General features: G+C 40.1%; 14 protein-coding genes, 1 tRNA gene and 1 pseudogene. 10 read left to right on the top strand and 6 right to left on the bottom strand.

From position 1 onward, the window contains the following. Positions 1–20: 20 nt before the first annotated feature. The 3 genes from tkt (at position 21) to M5F03_RS02920 (ending at position 3,039) form a co-directional block, all read left to right on the top strand. Complete coding sequence (tkt, locus tag M5F03_RS02930) at positions 21–2,009, top strand: transketolase (protein WP_249706486.1); 1,989 nt, start codon at positions 21–23, stop codon at positions 2,007–2,009. A gap of 183 nt (positions 2,010–2,192) precedes the next feature. Next, a complete protein-coding gene (locus tag M5F03_RS02925) occupies positions 2,193–2,408 on the top strand; it encodes a hypothetical protein (RefSeq protein ID WP_078188774.1) in 216 nt (71 codons plus the stop codon). Positions 2,409–2,595: 187 nt separating this feature from the next. Further along, positions 2,596–3,039: a GNAT family N-acetyltransferase gene (locus M5F03_RS02920; RefSeq protein ID WP_249706483.1), complete on the top strand. Its 444-nt coding sequence runs from the start codon at positions 2,596–2,598 to the stop codon at positions 3,037–3,039. Positions 3,040–3,105: 66 nt separating this feature from the next. On the opposite strand, the gene M5F03_RS02915 is transcribed toward M5F03_RS02920, so the two are convergent. After that, complete coding sequence (locus M5F03_RS02915; RefSeq protein ID WP_180115199.1) at positions 3,106–3,621, bottom strand: nuclear transport factor 2 family protein; 516 nt, start codon at positions 3,619–3,621, stop codon at positions 3,106–3,108. A 293-nt stretch (positions 3,622–3,914) separates the two neighbouring features. Between M5F03_RS02915 and M5F03_RS02910 the strand changes: the two genes are divergently transcribed. Further along, positions 3,915–4,511 (top strand): YceI family protein, encoded by a 597-nt coding sequence (locus M5F03_RS02910; protein WP_078188771.1) that lies wholly within the window; start codon positions 3,915–3,917, stop codon positions 4,509–4,511. A gap of 81 nt (positions 4,512–4,592) precedes the next feature. On the opposite strand, the pseudogene M5F03_RS02905 reads toward M5F03_RS02910, so the two are convergent. Beyond that, positions 4,593–5,222: pseudogene (locus tag M5F03_RS02905) on the bottom strand (LysE family transporter). Between the two features lie 66 nt (positions 5,223–5,288). After that, positions 5,289–5,996: a glutamine amidotransferase gene (locus M5F03_RS02900; RefSeq protein ID WP_249706481.1), complete on the bottom strand. Its 708-nt coding sequence runs from the start codon at positions 5,994–5,996 to the stop codon at positions 5,289–5,291. A 418-nt stretch (positions 5,997–6,414) separates the two neighbouring features. Here M5F03_RS02900 and M5F03_RS02895 point away from each other — a divergent pair, with 418 nt between their 5' ends. Further along, the gene (locus tag M5F03_RS02895) at positions 6,415–6,690 is read left to right on the top strand and encodes a hypothetical protein (RefSeq protein ID WP_168377639.1); all 276 of its coding nucleotides are present in this window, start codon (positions 6,415–6,417) and stop codon (positions 6,688–6,690) included. A gap of 87 nt (positions 6,691–6,777) precedes the next feature. On the opposite strand, the gene M5F03_RS02890 is transcribed toward M5F03_RS02895, so the two are convergent. The 3 genes from M5F03_RS02890 to cysS form a co-directional block, all read right to left on the bottom strand. After that, the gene (locus tag M5F03_RS02890) at positions 6,778–8,877 is read right to left on the bottom strand and encodes a TonB-dependent receptor plug domain-containing protein (protein WP_180171496.1); all 2,100 of its coding nucleotides are present in this window, start codon (positions 8,875–8,877) and stop codon (positions 6,778–6,780) included. Positions 8,878–9,500: 623 nt separating this feature from the next. Further along, positions 9,501–9,576 (bottom strand) — tRNA-Gly (locus tag M5F03_RS02885). A gap of 62 nt (positions 9,577–9,638) precedes the next feature. Further along, positions 9,639–11,060 carry a cysteine--tRNA ligase gene (gene cysS, locus M5F03_RS02880; RefSeq protein WP_180054468.1) on the bottom strand — a complete coding sequence of 474 codons (1,422 nt, stop codon included), beginning with the start codon at positions 11,058–11,060 and terminating at the stop codon, positions 9,639–9,641. Positions 11,061–11,415: 355 nt separating this feature from the next. Here cysS and M5F03_RS02875 point away from each other — a divergent pair, with 355 nt between their 5' ends. Genes M5F03_RS02875 through lptB form a run of 5 tightly spaced genes read left to right on the top strand, consistent with a single transcriptional unit; the run spans position 11,416 to position 14,814 of the window. Further along, a complete protein-coding gene (locus M5F03_RS02875) occupies positions 11,416–12,393 on the top strand; it encodes a KpsF/GutQ family sugar-phosphate isomerase (RefSeq protein WP_078193567.1) in 978 nt (325 codons plus the stop codon). 4 nt (positions 12,394–12,397) lie between these two features. Further along, on the top strand, positions 12,398–12,937 hold the full coding sequence (locus M5F03_RS02870; RefSeq protein WP_078188762.1) for a KdsC family phosphatase: 540 nt from the start codon (positions 12,398–12,400) through the stop codon (positions 12,935–12,937). Positions 12,938–12,972: 35 nt separating this feature from the next. After that, positions 12,973–13,515, top strand: a complete 543-nt coding sequence (gene lptC, locus M5F03_RS02865) for an LPS export ABC transporter periplasmic protein LptC (protein WP_249706478.1) — start codon at positions 12,973–12,975, stop codon at positions 13,513–13,515. Beyond that, positions 13,505–14,071: a lipopolysaccharide transport periplasmic protein LptA gene (gene lptA, locus M5F03_RS02860; protein WP_111883783.1), complete on the top strand. Its 567-nt coding sequence runs from the start codon at positions 13,505–13,507 to the stop codon at positions 14,069–14,071. The genes lptC and lptA overlap by 11 nt, the downstream gene beginning before the upstream one ends. Continuing rightward, positions 14,071–14,814, top strand: a complete 744-nt coding sequence (gene lptB, locus M5F03_RS02855) for an LPS export ABC transporter ATP-binding protein (protein ID WP_078188759.1) — start codon at positions 14,071–14,073, stop codon at positions 14,812–14,814. The genes lptA and lptB overlap by 1 nt, the downstream gene beginning before the upstream one ends. The last annotated feature ends 122 nt before the right edge of the window (positions 14,815–14,936 follow it).

Genomic DNA, 14,936 nt, shown 5'->3' with positions numbered 1-14,936 from the left:
ATTTGTTTGGACTCTGACCTATGACAACCCCGCTTAACGAACGTCGTATTGCAAACGCAATTCGTGTATTGGCAATGGATGCTGTGCAAAAAGCAAATTCAGGACATCCAGGTGCTCCAATGGGGATGGCAGATATTGCTGATGTGGTATGGCGTGAATTCCTCAACCACAACCCTGCAAACCCACAATGGGCAAACCGTGACCGTTTCGTATTGTCAAACGGCCATGGCTCTATGTTGCAATATGCGCTATTGCACTTAACAGGTTATGACCTGTCTATTGAAGATTTAAAATCTTTCCGTCAATTGCATTCTAAAACTCCAGGTCACCCAGAATTGGGCTATGCACCGGGTATCGAAACAACTACGGGTCCATTGGGTCAAGGTATTGCAAACGCTGTAGGTTTTGCACTTGCTGAAAAAACTTTAGCGGCTCAATTCAACAAAGAAGACATCACAGTTGTAGATCACAACACTTACTGTTTCTTAGGTGATGGCTGTTTAATGGAAGGTGTTTCTCACGAAGCATGTTCATTGGCTGGTACTTTGGGTCTAGGTAAATTAGTTGTTTACTACGATGACAACGGCATCTCGATTGACGGTGAAGTAGAAGGCTGGTTCTCTGATGATACAGAACAGCGTTTCCTTGCATACGGCTGGCAAGTACTGAAAGTTGACGGCCATGATGCAGATGCAATCCGTGCGGCAACTGTTGAAGCAAAAGCTGAAACTGCGAAACCAACCTTAATTATCTGTAAAACCATTATTGGTTTAGGTTCACCAAACAAACAAGGTAAAGAAGATTGCCACGGTGCGCCGCTTGGTAATGATGAAATCGCTTTAACTCGTGAAGCTTTGGGCTGGGCAGAAGGTCCATTTGAAATTCCTGCTGATGTTTATGCAGCTTGGGATGCAAAAGCCAAAGGTACTGCTTCTGAATCTGCTTGGAACGACACATTTGCTGCTTATGCTGCTAAATATCCAGCAGAAGCAGCTGAACTAAAACGTCGTCTTTCTGGTGACCTTCCTGCTGACTTCGCAGCAAAAGCGGATGCTTATATTGCTGAAGTAAATGCTAAAGCTGAAACAATCGCTACTCGTAAAGCGAGCCAAAATGCCATTCAAGCATTTGCACCGCAACTTCCAGAAATTCTAGGTGGTTCTGCTGACCTTGCAGGCTCTAACCTGACTTTATGGAAAGGCGCAGAAGGCGTTGAATCTAACCCAGCGGGTAACTACGTTCATTACGGCGTACGTGAATTCGGTATGACTGCGATTGCTAACGGTGTTGCACTTCATGGCGGTTTCGTTCCTTATGTAGCAACATTCCTGATGTTTATGGAATATGCGCGTAATGCAGTACGTATGTCTGCATTGATGAAACAGCGTGTGATTCATGTGTATACCCATGACTCAATTGGTCTAGGTGAAGATGGTCCTACACACCAACCTGTAGAGCAAATTGCATCTTTACGTGGTACACCAAATCTGAACACTTGGCGTCCATGTGACACTGTAGAAGCGTCTATTTCTTGGAAATCTGCGCTGCTTCGTTCAGAAGGCCCTACAGCATTAATCTTCTCTCGTCAAAACTTGCCATTCCAAACTCGTACAGCAGATCAAATTGCTGACGTTGCGAAAGGCGGTTATGTACTTGCAAAAGAAAAAGGCGAATTGAAAGCAATCATTATTGCGACTGGTTCAGAAGTTTCATTGGCAATGGATGCTTACGCACAGCTTGACGGCGTACGTGTTGTTTCTATGCCATGTGCTGAAGAATTCGTAAAACAAGACGCTGCTTACCGTGAAGCGGTTCTTCCTGCTGCGATCCGTGCGCGTGTTGCTGTTGAAGCTGCGCATGTGGACTACTGGTGGAAATTTGTAGGTCTTGATGGCCGTGTAATCGGTATGACGACTTACGGTGAATCTGCTCCAGCAAAAGACTTGTACAAACACTTCGGTATCACAGCTGATGCTGTTGTTGCTGCAGTGAAAGAAATTACCGCTTAATCTATAAAGATTAACAGTAAAAAAGACGCCCCAGAGAAGGGGCGTTTTTTATTGCAGAGATTAAATATATTTTTTAATTGTGAAATAACGATTTGTAACGAATGAATTAAAGCATTGGTTTAAAATTAATTCATTCATGCAGTATTCAGCCACGGGTGCAATGTTGCCCCAAGTGAGGAAACGATGAGCCTTTACGATCAGATAAATGATGAAATTGTACTGATGGATGCTGGTGAACAGAAATGGATTGGCACGGACTTAGAGCTTGAAGCCATGGTTGCAGTAGAATTGATGTTGCAAGATTTGCAAGAAGACAAAGTGATTAAGATTCGCCGTAAGAACCATGAAAAGCATACAGGTTTAAAGCAGGTAGATCGGATCTTGGTTGAAAAGCTATAAGCTGAATGGTTAAAAAGTCCGAATCTTCGGGCTTTTTATTTGTCTATTGTATTTATAAAACAGATAAGAAAACGTTCTTTCAAGACTCATCATGTTTAAAAAGAGCGCATAAAATACAGTGTTTTCAACACAAAAAGCTTTATTTCAGTTATAAAAATCCAGTGATCATTTAAAAAAGACATTGAACGTGCAAATACAAATTAAAAATTTAACTGAAATTTCAAAAAGCCAATGGCAGCCGCTCTGGGAGCTGTATTTAGAATTTTATAAAAGTCAGGTGGCGGATGCAGTGACCGAGCGAACATGGCAAAGGTTACATGCTGCTGAGTGCGAACATATGTATGGCTTTGCAGCCGTAATTGAACATCAAGTGGTTGGGATCGTGCATGTCATTGAACATGAGAGCTGCTGGACATTGCAGCCTTATGCCTATTTGCAAGATTTATATACGCTTGAAGAATATCGCGGGCAGGGTATTGGCAAGGCGCTGATCGCGAAAGTGAAAGAATATTGTGATCAGCGGCAGTGTGACCGTGTGTATTGGCTTACGCATCAGGATAATGAAACTGCGCAAAAACTGTATGATCAAATCGCGAAAAAAACAGGATTTATCCAATATCGCTGTCATTAACTCAATGTAAAAGGCTATTCTAAATAAACAGCAGCTCTTGCGTGAAGAGCTGCTGGATCTGAGCATTTAAGCTGAAACTTTAAAGTTTTTAGCTGAGTCGGCTTCTTGCTGAATGATCCATTCTCCACCTACGCGGAATGATGATGCTGAGGCGTAGGTGTCTTCCATAAATTGGAAAAAGCTGATTAAACCGTTTTGAACTTTGGCTTTGATTGAAAAAGGTGAGGTGAAAGTATTTTTGGCATACACTGAGGTGTAGGTGAATTGACCAAATACAGCTACGGTTTCATCTTCAGCGATCATATCCGTGATTTGAAAGTCGTCGATATTCCAGTACGTGCCTACATTGGCAAAGGTATAAATATAGATGTCTCTGCCTGTTCCAGACCCAGCCCACGGCTCAATTTGTTTCAGTTCTGGGTTGCTGAAGTTTAGGGAAACATACGCCGCGTCTTCTGCAACCAACAGCTGAGTTGCATTTTCGACGAGTTCTTTTGAAGTATTCATAAGAAATGCCAAAACGACATCTTTGGGTGTTTTAGTGTTTAAGGCTTTTTCAATAGCCAGCGATTGTTCTGTCATTTTTGGGTACTCAGATTTTTATGATGTCTAAAAATCTTAAGTGGATTTGTTTTGAAAACCTACGACTCAGATGGGTTGATGTTTCCTAAATTTAGGATAAATAGCTCATGGATCAATTAAATTTTTAATTATTTGAAATATATGGGAAATTTAATAATTGAGAGTGGTTGTAGATGCTGCTACAGATTTTACAAAACTATCGTTCTAAACATGCAACAAAACGTTTTATCTTTAAAGCTGTAATACGGCTAAAAACCTATAGACTTAATAGTATTCGATAGTGAGATAAAAACATGAACTTTAAAGCATTAACAATCGGTTTGGCGGTAGCATCAGTTACAACAATTTCTATGGCAAAACCTGTTGCCTATCAAATTGATCCTACTCATACAGCAACAGTATTTACTTGGAATCATTTTGGTTTCTCAACGCCTTCTGCAAACTTTAGTGACATTCAAGGGACAATTAATGTCGATAATGCAAAACCTGCAAATTCGTCTGTGAATGTGACGATTCCATTATCGAGCTTAAATACCAATGTCAAAGCATTAGATGATCATTTAAAAACAGCTGATTTCTTTGATGCTGAAAAATATCCAAATATCACGTTTAAAAGTACAAAAGTTCAAGCGATCAGCAAAACTAAATACAAAATCACGGGTGATTTAACAGTTAAAAATGTGACTAAACCAGTGGTATTGGATGCTGTATTGAACAAGCAAGCCGTTCACCCAATGACTAAGGCGGAAACGATTGGTTTTAATGCAACGACTTCTTTTGATCGTTCAGCATTTGGTGTTGGTGCATATGTACCAAATGTAGGCGACAAAATTACGGTAAATATTACGACTGAAGCGGCTGTGTCTACAGCAAAGGCAGCAGCGAAATAAGATTTAGCTTCCTCAGCTAAGTTAGGAAAGCATCCATTTGGGTGCTTTTTTATGTCTCGTAGATGAGTATTTGATGAGTGGTCAATCGCGATTGAGCAGCAATAGGCAGCCAAAACTGATGAAAATTCCACCGGTAATGGCGTCAATTTTTTTACTAAATTTTTGATAGTAATGGGTCATTTTAGGTGCTGAGAATAAGACCGCAACCAATGCAAACCAAATCAAACTTTCAATAAAGACTAAAGCCAATAAAGAGCTTTGATCAAAAATGCTGACCTTTGCACTGATCCCAATGGAAAATACATTAGTGAAATAAACCAATGCTTTAGGATTGGCCATATTGGTCAAGAAACCTTGGAATAACAGCGTCAAAGGCGATTTTTTCTGTACAGCTTGCTCGGTTTATTTCGTTATTGTGCCGAGGTCTTTACTCCATGCAGATTTTAATAACTGAGAGCCTAAATATAAAAGATATAAGCCACCCAAAATCATGAGGCATTGTTGTAACCAAGCCATTTTTTGAAATAGAAAATGTAAGCCACTTATTGCACAAATTGACCAAACTAAAATACTAAGTGAAATACCTAATGCGGCAAATAATGCATGTGATCTGGATTGTCGAATAGCACTTTGAGTGACAAAAAAGAAGTCTGGGCCTGGGCTGATGAGAGCAAAAAAGTGGATGAGCGCAATGCTGAGTAAGAGAGTCATTCTAATGGCTTATACGTTTTGAAGTGCAACCGTTATAAGCCATTTAGCTTTAAATTAATAGCTGTTTTAAAGCTCAAGCTGTTGTAAGAATTGTTGCAAAATAAGGGGAGCAACACGTTCTAAATGAGGTGCATGTTGTTGGCTTTCCATGCGTAAATTTGGGATGTTAATTTGTGCTTTATGCAGTTCACATGTATGCCCAATTAGCCATTTTTCCATGGCCTGTGTTTCTGCTTCAATATGAAACTGTAGAGCTAGAATATTGGGCCCATAGTTAAAGGCTTGATTTGGATAAATTGCTGAGCTGGCGAGTAACTGTGCATTTACAGGTAAATCAAAGGTATCACCATGCCAATGCAGTACAGGCACTTGATCTAATGGCGCTAATATATTGTCAGCAATAGCATCAAGTTCTAAGTTACTCCAACCGATTTCTTTGCTATGACCTGCATAAACTTTCGCTCCCAATGCATGCGCAATTAGCTGAGCACCTAAGCAAATGCCTAAAGTCGGTAAATTAGTCTCTAAACGTACTTTAAGTAAGTCTATTTCTTTTTGTAGGAAAGGGTAGTCATTAGTTTCATAAACTCCGATCGGGCCGCCCAAAATGATGGTAAGCCCTGTATGTTGCATAGCTTTACTGAGGTCATCGATACCAGCTTCGAAGTATCTCACCCGATAACCCAGTTGATAAAATACATCTTCCAATGAACCCAAATCTTCAAATGCAAGGTGTTGAATGACGTAAATGGTTTCGTTTAATGCAGTACTCATAGGGATTTTTCAGGATTAAAATTTCAAAATAGAATGTAGCTTGAATTGTCGGAGATTAAAAAGGAAAACTGTAAATTTTTCACAATTGCGAAAAGAGATAAATATAGAAGTTGGCTGAAGCGTATTGTTTTTTTCTTTGAATGATTAGGTCTGAAAATTGAACTTAGCATTTAAAACTTTTGTACTGTGAAGTAAGGGATTCTCGGAAGGCTTTATTGGCAAAATTTATGAGAAAAAGTGCATGAAATTTTGATAAAGCTTTGGTTTGCTATAAAAAAAAGATGAAAAACCAATGGAAAAGCGTTTAGAGATGCGTATGATGAAATCTTCGACAAACAACAGTTCATTTTTCTTTTAATATCATCAAATAATTAGATAACTGATTTTAAAAGTAAAAAATATAAGCCAGGGAACTTGTATGCAGTCAAAACATAATCGAGATGCCAGTCTCTTGCATGCGATACATAAAATTTTATTGAAGGAATGGGACCCGTTAGGGATTCGCCGTATTCCTGCTTTACGTGATGAATATGATGATTATTTGCCCAATATTTTTAAATTAATCCAAGAGGATTCAAGTGAATCAGAAATTTTTGAATATTTATGGTGGGTTGAGCAAAAGGTCTTAGAGAAAAAAGGGCGGAAGGAACATACCCTAAAAATTGCGAAAATGTTGAAGGCAATTGAGCGCTAGTTTGCGGTCGTGTACGCATAAAAAAACCGATTCGTTGTCCGTATCGGTTTTTTATTTTAAATCTCTTAGAAGTCTCTTAGAAACGGTTTAGAATTTCTTTTCTAAGGTAAACATAAAGCTTGGAATTGCTTCATTAATACGAGATTGGTATAGCGCGCCAGAACTTTGTTCTCTTAACACTTCTTTATAATCTGAGCTGAGAATATTACGTGCATTGATTGATGCAGACCAATTTTGATCAAAGCGTTTAGTAAAACTCACATCCATGTTGACACGTTCATTGCTGGTGCGATTGTAAGGTTCCTTACTCAGCGCACGTGTATATTCAGGGGTATAATTGAGGTTCACACTTGTTGCAATACGCCACGGTTGATAGTTATAAGATAAACCAGCACTTGCGGTATAAGGTGCAACATCGCTTGCCAAACGGTCAGAGCCGTCAGCTTCTTCAATTTTTGCACGTACAGTTGAAAGTTGAGCATTCAACATAAATGAATGACCATTCTCCGTTTGCTTTAGTGCATAACGTCCAGCAATTTCCACACCATAGGTGGTTGCACTGTCTTGGTTATAAGGACGTTCGACAAAACGGCAATCGGTATTTCCTGTTTCGCAACGACCGCCTGTAGCATTTTCTGACAGGATCGATTTTTCGATATAGTCATTAATTTCTCGATAATATGCAGTGATATTTACGCCGCCAGCAGGGGTGTTATAACCTAGGGTTGTTTCGTAAGCATTAATAGTTTCAGGTCGTAAGTCAGGATTACCCCCACGGTCAGGGTTGTTTAGTGTCCCTGCATCGCTATCTGTAGAAACTGAAACAGTCGGCATCAATTGATTGCTACGTGGGTTTTTAAAAGCCTGACTCAAATTGGTTTGGAGTGACCATTGGTCATTAAAGTCAAAACGGTGTGCTAATACAGGACTTAAATGCTGATCTTGATAATCCACTAAACCTGAACGATCAATCCACTCTTGGCGTACACCTAAAGTTAAGGTTTGGCGCGGCGTATATTTCCAACTTCCTTCAACATAAGCAGCATACAATTGTTCATCTAAGGTCTCTGCAATATTGCTTTCAAGTTCATTGCTTCGTAGGTCGGTACCAAATTTTATTTGGCGTTTTGAATCGAACTTTCGGACACCGTCGTAGCCTAAACCATATTCATTAATTTTTTCATCAATATATGATTGGGAATCTCTATACTCTGTTAATTCTGTTTCATTTTTCTGCTCAATTGATAAGCGAATTTTGTCGGAATTACCTTGGTCTTTACGCTCATATCGTGTGTTGAGTCTAATACTGTCATTTTTATCTTTTTGGACTTGGGAGCCACTTGTGCCTTCGCTTTCATTGTTGCGATAAAACATTTCAGCGACCAGTTTTTGTTGATCATCAAGTTGATATTCAACACGTGGGGTCAGCATTTGCGACGTACGATTGGTGATGCGTTTTTGAGTTTTCGTTCCTGTTGCATCTTGTGTACGGATGAGCGTATCTGAATCATTCCACATTTGGCTCCCAGATAAACTATAGATCCAAGGGTCTGAACGACCATCCATTTGAAAGTTTAAATTAGTGCGTTCTTCTTCACGTGTATTTGACTTTGTTAGACCATAACCAGCACGTACAGAACCACTCAAACGCGTGCCATTCAATGGTTCTTTTAAAATAATATTAATGACAGCAGATGAAGCAACCGAGCCTTGAGCTACACTTGGTTGTTTGGTGATTTCAAGGCGTTCGATCATTTCCGGTGTAATGCTATCAACAACTGACATGCCCCCACGAGGACCACCTTGTACAGGTTCACCATTGATTAAAAACACGGGTGCGCCACCACCACGAAAGCGCATGCCGCCAGCACCTGCACCACCACGTGGACCAACGCCAGCACCGGGTAGTTGAAACCCTGCAGCACGGCGCAGCGCATCATTGATTGACTGATCGCCAAATTTCAACATTTCATCACGGCTTATAATGGTTTTTGCGACAGCACTGATATCTGGGTCTTTGGGCTTAGTGCTTGCTGTTGGAACTTCAAATGTTAAAGTTTCCATTTGCTGAACTGCTGCAGATTCTTGAGGATTTTGAACAGTATCTGCGGCCCAAATTGATGTTGAGATCGTAATTAATGCGTAACTTAAGCTGGTCAGTTTGAGTGTGGTGTGCACGCCGTGCATTATTTGGTTGTCCAAATGTAATTTTGGCAAAGAATAACGGAAAATTATGGAGAAAAATTGAGGAAAATTGGCAAGATGAGCATTTCATCAGATTATTTTTTAACAGGTGGGTGAGAGGTCGTGTGGCAATAGGGGCGGCCTTATTCGTTAGGGAGAAATTAAGGCCTATTAACGTCGCTACAATATAATAAATAACAGATGTTACGCAGTAATATCAGAAGCGTACTTTGCTTCAAATAATAAAGATACGCGGTCATGTCATCCGCAATTGTTTGAGACAGGACGACTTCTAATCAAAATGTTTTTTAATACTTTGAATAATTTGACGGTAGTGAACGAGTTTTGTCTGTGAGGTGCATTGCGCCGCAAGATGGTTTCCTTGCGAAGCTTCGCATCTCATTTTGCCGAATGAGAAACAATGTTTCGTAAGCGTACCTCCAGCCGAAGAATCCCTTTATTTAATCCCTAAATGTAAGACTCCGCCGAATAGATTTTAATTTATTTTAAAAATGCGAAATGACTTTCATGTGCATAACATGAGTAAATAAATCTAAAAATAAGCCTTTGAAGAAAAATTTAAACATAAAAAAACCCTCATCGAAAGATGAGGGTTTTTCGTATTCTGGAGCGGGAAAGGAGACTCGAACTCCCGACCCCAACCTTGGCAAGGTTATGCTCTACCAACTGAGCTATTCCCGCAATGAGGTGAATTATAGAGAATTTTACACAACTGTCAACTCTCTATGCTTCTGTTTGCTTAATTAATCAGCACGGCGCCAAATAGTACCTTGACGAGTATCTTCAAGGACAACACCTTGATCTAACAAAGATTGACGAATTTCATCTGCTTTGGCAAATTCTTTGGCCTTTTTCGCATCTTTACGTTGTTGAATTAAATCTTCAATTTGCTCTTCAGAGAGACCTAGAGCTTCCTGACCAATATCTGATTTTAAGAATTCATCAACATTATGCTGAACCAAACCTAAAATATTGGTCAAGTGACGCAATGTCGAATAATACACAGCCGCTTGTTCAGCATTTTCATCTTTTACGGCACGGTTCAATTCTTTGTTGACTTCAAACAATACCGCAATTGCTTCTGCGGTGTTGAAATCATCACGCATAGCGGCATTAAAGCGCTCAACTAAAGCATCATCCAAAGTTTCTACGGTTTTTTCACCATAGACTTGCTGATAAGCTTTAAATGAATGATAGAAACGGGAAAGGGTATTTTTCGCTTCTTTTAAAGCAGTGTCAGAGAAGTTTACTGGGCTACGGTAATGTGATGACACAATAAAGAAGCGAATCACTTCAGGGTGGAATTTATCCATCACATCACGAATAGTGAAGAAGTTACCTAAAGACTTCGACATTTTTTCGCCATCGACATTAATAAAGCCGACATGCATCCAGTAATTAACATACTGTTCGCCAGTAGATGCCTCAGATTGCGCAATTTCATTTTCATGATGCGGGAAAGTTAAGTCTGAACCGCCACCATGAATATCAAAATGGTTGCCTAAGCAGCAGGTCGACATCGCTGAACATTCAATATGCCAGCCCGGACGGCCATTACCCCAAGGTGAAGCCCAAGAAGGTTCATTTTCTTTGGCATGTTTCCAAAGCACGAAGTCAAAAGGATGTTTCTTTTCTACTTCTACATCAACGCGTTCAGAAGCACCAGCCTGCATATCGTCAAGTTTACGACCCGAAAGACGACCATATTTGGCAAACTTTTCAACTTCAAAATAAACATCGCCATTTGCAGATGGATATGCTGTACCTTTGTTGACTAAGTTACCAATCATATTCTGCATTTGATCGATATAGTCTGTTGCACGTGGTGCTTCATCAGGTGCTGCACAACCTAAATTGGCAGCATCTTCGTTCATGGCCTTGATAAAGCGATCGGTTAAAGCAGTAATGCTTTCGCCATTTTCATTGGCACGGGCAATGATTTTGTCGTCAATATCGGTAATGTTGCGAACGTATTTAACGTTCCAGCCCTGACTGCGCAGGAAACGGATAATGTAGTCGAATGCAACCATAACTCGAGCATGACCAATATGACAGTAGTCATACACGGTCATTCCACAGACATACATATCGATATGTCCTTCTTTGCGAGGTACGAATTCTACTTTTTTACGTTGCTCTGAGTTATATAGAACAAAAGGTTGCATAGGTCTTCAAATTGTTTCTACCAAAAGATGGCTCATCTTAACCTAAGCATTTTTATTCATAAAGTTAAAACCCAAAAAAGCAGATATTTTTTAATGATTGATGTTTTTGCGTTGCTAAAAATAGCGTAGAAGGTTAATTGGGTTCGGTCTGAATCTCATTCGATTGCTGAATTCAATTTATCTGTCCGGAAGATAAAAATGAAGAAATGCATCTTTTCTGCATAATTCATGAATTCTTATACATTTGGAAACGTGCTATTTGCATAGATATGATAAAATTGTGAAAATTTTTTATTTTGAAAGTGAGAGCGCACCTCTCACGGCTTAAGGTATAACAACTTTGAATCCACCAAATATGCCGAATCAAGTCGATTTTCAGAAAGTCGCATTAGAAACTTTGCGTATTGAAGAGCATGCTTTACAAGTATTAGCTACGCAAATAGATGATCGTTTTAGCCAAGCCTGCGAAATCATTTTACAGTGCAAAGGGCGTTTAGTGATTACTGGTATGGGCAAATCGGGTCATATCGGTCGTAAAATGGCCGCTACGTTTGCCTCGACAGGTACGCCATCTTTCTTCATGCATCCGGGTGAAGCTGGACATGGTGATTTGGGCATGTTAGTTAAAGGTGATGTGCTCATTGCAATTTCAAACTCAGGTAAGAGTGATGAAATTATGATGCTGATGCCATTGATCAAACATTTGGGCATTCCTCTAATTACCATGAGTGGCGACAATAAAGGCCCAATGCCACAAAATGCCGATGTCGCATTGACCTTGGGTAATATTCAAGAAGCATGCCCTTTGGGTCTAGCTCCGACCTCAAGTACCACTGCAACATTAGCCTTAGGTGATGCCCTTGCAGTTGCATTATTGGATGCACGTGGCTTTACCTCAGATGATTTTGCACGCTCTCATCCTGCTGGAGCGTTGGGTAAGCGTTTGTTATTGCATGTAAAACATCTAATGCATACAGGTGAAGACTTACCCAAAGTTTCGCCAGAGACACCAATGAATAAAGTTCTCTACGAAATTTCAAATAAACGTTTGGGACTCACCACGATTGTCGATGAAAACGATACCTTATTGGGTATCTTTACCGACGGTGACTTACGTCGTTTGATTGATAAACAGCAAGGCTTTGATGTGAATATGAAAGTCTCAGAAGTGATGATTAAAAATCCTTTGACCATTTCACAAGAAGAACGCGCGGTACATGCTTTAGAACGTATGAACGAAAAGAAAATTACACAATTTGTAGTTGTTGATGATGTCAATAAAGTGATTGGGATTATCAGCATGCATGATTTGATTCAGGCTGGGGTAAATTAAGAAAATGGCATCGTATGTATTGCTAGAACAAGCGCGTCACATAGAAGCACTGGTACTGGATGTGGATGGAATTTTAAGTGATGGATTTGTAACGTTGACCAATAGCGGCGATGAAATCAAATCCTTTGATATTCGAGATGGCTTAGGCATGAAGTTGGTGCAAAAAGCGGGTATAAAAGTCATCATTATTACTGGCCGTAAAAGTAATATTGTTGAAAAACGCATGTCTGACTTAGGTGTGGACTTGGTTTTTCAAGGTCGTGAAGACAAAGGTGTTGCACTGACTGAAGCCTGCGCACAGTTTGGTATTGATCCTTCAGATTGCCTATATATGGGCGATGATTGGCCCGATCTTTCAGCCTTTGCTATTGCAGGGATGAAAGTGACCGTACCAAATGGACATTTAGAAGTACGTCGCCGTGCAGATCTTGTTACTCAGGCGATGGGTGGACGTGGTGCTGTTCGTGAAATCTGCGATATGCTTTTAGTTTCTAAAGGTGTATACCAGGAACTACTTGAAAAATATGCAAGTGCACCTTATTAATAAATTGATGCAGTCATTGGATTGAATCTCCGCTTATGGATACTAAAGTTTTATACGTGACAGCTGTGGTCATTGCTGCAGTAAGCGGTGGTTTTTACTATTTCGGTGGAAAGGGTAATAAGCTTCAGGCGGACTCTTCGAAAAGTATGACTTACTCAGCTGAAAACATTAACCTGACGCAGACTGATGAGCAGGGAAAATTGCATGTTCGTGCGCAAGTCGATCGACTTGAGCAGGATTTGCAAAAGCAAACTTCTCATTTGGTCAATCTGAAAGCATCGACCTATCAAGATGGTGCTGTCGATGCCACGTTCTTTGCCAAACAAGCCAATGGTATGGACGATAACCAAAAAGTCGTACTGAGTGACAATGTGGTTGCGACAAAATTGATGCGTGAAGGGCAAATGGAGTTTCGTACTGAGGAACTAACTGCTTTTCCAAAACAGCGTGAAATAGAAACGGACAAGACTGTAACGGTGATTTCACCACAAGCCGAATTTGTCAGCCAAGGTTTAAAAGCAAATTTAAACGACGGTCAATACGAATTTTTTAATATTCGAGGAAAGTATGAACCATAATTTTAATCGAAAAACTGCAAAAACTTTCCTAAAACGTACAGCGCTACTCGGTTCACTGGCGTTATGTTCAGTTGCAGCTTTTGCTTTGCCTTCAGATCGGAATCAACCGATTTCATTGGTTGCCGATCGTGCAACATTTAACGAAAAAACCGGGATTACGACGTATACTGGTAATGTCATCATTGAACAGGGTTCGATGAAGCTTCAGGCAAACTCAATCGTTGCGAACTTAAACAGCAAAAAAGAGATCAGTACGATTACAGCAACGGGTGGGCCAGCACATTTCCAACAAAAAACTGACCCTGCCAAAGGCTATGCAAAAGGCCAAGCTCAGAAAATTGTCTACAATGCTGAAACGGGTATTATCACCATGACAGGTGGTGCTTTGTTACAACAAGATGGTGCAAGTATTCGGGGTAATAGCCTGAAATACAGTATGAATAAAGGCGATATCGTAGCTGAAGGTACACCAAATAAATCTGGATCTTCTTCAGGTCGTGTACAAATCGTGATCCCACCATCAAGCACTAAGTCCTTCCCAGGAGCACGTGATTAATGGAGCAAACCTCGCAAGTTCAAACTTTATGTATTAAACATTTAGCCAAAAACTACAGTAAGCGTTGGGTGGTAAAGGATGTATCCTTTAGCATGCAAAGTGGTCAAATTGTGGGTTTACTTGGTCCAAATGGTGCAGGTAAAACCACAAGTTTCTATATGGTTGTTGGCCTGGTGCGTATGGATAAAGGTGAGATTCATTTAGATGATCTTGATTTGTCTGACTTGGCAATGCATGAGCGCGCACGTAAAGGTATTGGTTATCTACCTCAAGAAGCATCTATTTTTAGAAAATTAACGATTTCTGAAAATATCATGTCGATTTTAGAAACCCGTAAAGATCTAAATAAGCAACAACGTCAGCAACGTTTAACGGAATTGCTTGCCGACTTTAAAATCACACACATCAAAGATTCTCTTGGTATGAGTGTGTCGGGTGGTGAGCGACGCCGTGCGGAAATCGCGCGTGCTTTGGCAGCAGATCCTAAATTTATGTTGCTCGATGAACCTTTTGCAGGTGTCGATCCTATTTCGGTGGGTGATATCAAAGACATTATCCGAACATTGAAAGATCGCGGTATTGGTGTATTAATTACCGACCATAATGTGCGAGAAACCCTTGCGATTTGTGAGCATGCTTATATCGTGAGCGAAGGTTCAGTGATTGCAGAAGGTACTCCAGAAGAAGTCCTTGCGGATGAAACTGTACGTAAAGTTTATCTTGGTGATGATTTTACCGTTTAATTGAATAAAATAAGAAATTTCCCGTTGAATGGCGCTAGTTTCATTCAGCGGGTTTATGTTATTGTCTGAAATGACAAAAACTGAGCGATTAATCTAAAAAATTAGCAAGAATTCAGTATACT

It is taken from the genome of Acinetobacter amyesii (genome assembly GCF_023499985.1).
In the GTDB taxonomy this organism is placed as follows: Bacteria; Pseudomonadota; Gammaproteobacteria; order Pseudomonadales; family Moraxellaceae; genus Acinetobacter; species Acinetobacter amyesii.
The sequence above is the reverse complement of the archived record's forward strand: the minus strand, read 5'-3'. Positions and strand labels throughout refer to the sequence as shown.

What these genes read in the sequence shown, in the direction of transcription:
- tkt (WP_249706486.1), top strand. Translation starts at nt 21, where the DNA reads ATGACAACCCCGCTTAACGAACGTCGTATTGCAAACGCAATTCGTGTA.
- M5F03_RS02925 (WP_078188774.1), top strand. Translation starts at nt 2,193, where the DNA reads ATGAGCCTTTACGATCAGATAAATGATGAAATTGTACTGATGGATGCT.
- M5F03_RS02915 (WP_180115199.1), bottom strand. Translation starts at nt 3,621, where the DNA reads ATGACAGAACAATCGCTGGCTATTGAAAAAGCCTTAAACACTAAAACA.
- M5F03_RS02910 (WP_078188771.1), top strand. Translation starts at nt 3,915, where the DNA reads ATGAACTTTAAAGCATTAACAATCGGTTTGGCGGTAGCATCAGTTACA.
- M5F03_RS02900 (WP_249706481.1), bottom strand. Translation starts at nt 5,996, where the DNA reads ATGAGTACTGCATTAAACGAAACCATTTACGTCATTCAACACCTTGCA.
- M5F03_RS02895 (WP_168377639.1), top strand. Translation starts at nt 6,415, where the DNA reads ATGCAGTCAAAACATAATCGAGATGCCAGTCTCTTGCATGCGATACAT.
- M5F03_RS02890 (WP_180171496.1), bottom strand. Translation starts at nt 8,877, where the DNA reads ATGCACGGCGTGCACACCACACTCAAACTGACCAGCTTAAGTTACGCA.
- cysS (WP_180054468.1), bottom strand. Translation starts at nt 11,060, where the DNA reads ATGCAACCTTTTGTTCTATATAACTCAGAGCAACGTAAAAAAGTAGAA.
- M5F03_RS02875 (WP_078193567.1), top strand. Translation starts at nt 11,416, where the DNA reads ATGCCGAATCAAGTCGATTTTCAGAAAGTCGCATTAGAAACTTTGCGT.
- M5F03_RS02870 (WP_078188762.1), top strand. Translation starts at nt 12,398, where the DNA reads ATGGCATCGTATGTATTGCTAGAACAAGCGCGTCACATAGAAGCACTG.
- lptC (WP_249706478.1), top strand. Translation starts at nt 12,973, where the DNA reads ATGGATACTAAAGTTTTATACGTGACAGCTGTGGTCATTGCTGCAGTA.
- lptA (WP_111883783.1), top strand. Translation starts at nt 13,505, where the DNA reads ATGAACCATAATTTTAATCGAAAAACTGCAAAAACTTTCCTAAAACGT.
- lptB (WP_078188759.1), top strand. Translation starts at nt 14,071, where the DNA reads ATGGAGCAAACCTCGCAAGTTCAAACTTTATGTATTAAACATTTAGCC.